At 54.8% G+C, this 1,674-nt stretch carries 1 rRNA gene; it reads right to left on the reverse strand.

The annotated features are described in order from the left end of the window. Positions 1-1,557 (reverse strand): 23S ribosomal RNA (locus QNM96_RS22865); the annotation flags it as partial. Positions 1,558-1,674 lie beyond the last annotated feature (117 nt).

A 1,674-nucleotide genomic window follows, 5' to 3' on the forward strand; every position in this document is an offset into this window, starting at 1 on the left:
TGCCCGGCCTGGGCGGCTCCAAAGCGTCGACTTCTAATTCACACTGGCATAGGAATATTAACCTATTTCCCTTTTGTCTCATTCGAACTGCGGTGAGACTTAGGACCGGCTAACCCTCAGCTGATCAGCATTGCTGAGGAACCCTTACTCGTTCGGCCGTCGGGGTTCTCACCCGACTAACGCTGCTACTATGACCAGAATTTTCGTTACTGAACGGTCCACACGAAATCTCTTCCGCGCTTCCATCCGAACAGTACGCCAACCTACGGAATCACACCTGCAAGGTGTGTCGCTCGGTCTCGGTGGTGGACTTGAGCCCCGATCATTTTCAGCGCGCCGAACCTCGGCCGGTAAGCTGTTACGCTTTTCTTAGAGGGTAGCTGCTTCTAAGCTCACCTCCCGGCTGTCTAGGGCTCGGCACCACTTTCGATCGCACTTAGTCCACACTTGGGGACCTTAACCCAGCTCTGGGTTGTCTCCCTCACGGTACACAGGCTTACCCCGCGCACCGGACTCCTCACGTCAACAGCGTTCGTAGGTTCGGAGTTGGACAGGGAGGCGAACTCCTCTCGGAGGCCGGTCTCCCAATCCGTCGCTCTACCCCACGAACTACCTCGGTGAAGGTCATGCTTCGACATGTTTCGGTTGGAACCAGCTGTTTCCGGACTCGATGGGCCTTTCACCCCTACACATAAGTCACGAGAGGGTATTGTAGGACACCAACTCTAACGGACCTCCACGTGCCTTTCGGCACGCTTCGTCCTGCTCATGCGTAGATCGTCCGGTTTCGGGTCGTGTCCGAGTGGCTCCCCGCGCTTAAACACGGTGACCCTGGTGCAAAGCACTGCGGTCATATCGGTTTCCCTATGCCTTCCCTGATGATCAGGTTAGACTCGCCAATCAGACACACTCTCTGGTTCGTTTTTCAAAACGTACGACAGAACACCGGCTTCCGACACTGCTTACTACAGGTTCGCACCTGATTCATTATGTGTCGGACCTTGTGTGCCCTGTCGTTCTATCGCCAACTGATTTCACGCCCTATTACACCTCCCTTCTTGGGGTGCTTTTCAGCGTTCGCTCACGCTACTTGTTCGCTATCGGTCTCAAGGAGTATTGAGTCTTTGCGGTCAATGCCCGCAACATTCACGAGGAATATCCAATCCCCGCTACTCTGGAGCTGACTCACACTGTACTGATCTACCGTACGGGACTGTCACCCTGTTTCGTACTCCGTTCCAGGAGATTTCTTGTAGATTGTCGAGTGCTGAATGTCAGTCCGAACACCACATTGCCCGTAAGGGCTTCGGTTTGGACTGTGTCGGGTTCACTCGCCGTTACTAACGACATCGCGGTTTGCTTTCTTTTCCTGTCGATACTAAGATGTTTCAATTCTCGACGTTCCCCATTGCGCGAAGCAATTGCGGTGGGGATTCCCATTCGGAAATCCTGAGTTCTTCGCCTCCGTGCGGCTCCCTCAGGCTTTTCGCAGCTTGGCACGTCCTTCTTCAGCTCTTGAGCCGAGCGATCCACCAGCTGGCACAGTAGCCACGTTCTTTCGGATCAGTAGTGACCCGGGAACGGGTCCAGTGGACGCCTGGACTACACGTACACACGGTCTCATCTGCACGCCCGTAGACAGCGGGCCTGCATTAACCCTTCCCACCCACGCTT

Origin of the sequence: Halostagnicola sp. A-GB9-2 (assembly GCF_030068615.1) — an archaeon.
Classification (GTDB): Archaea; Halobacteriota; Halobacteria; order Halobacteriales; family Natrialbaceae; genus Halostagnicola.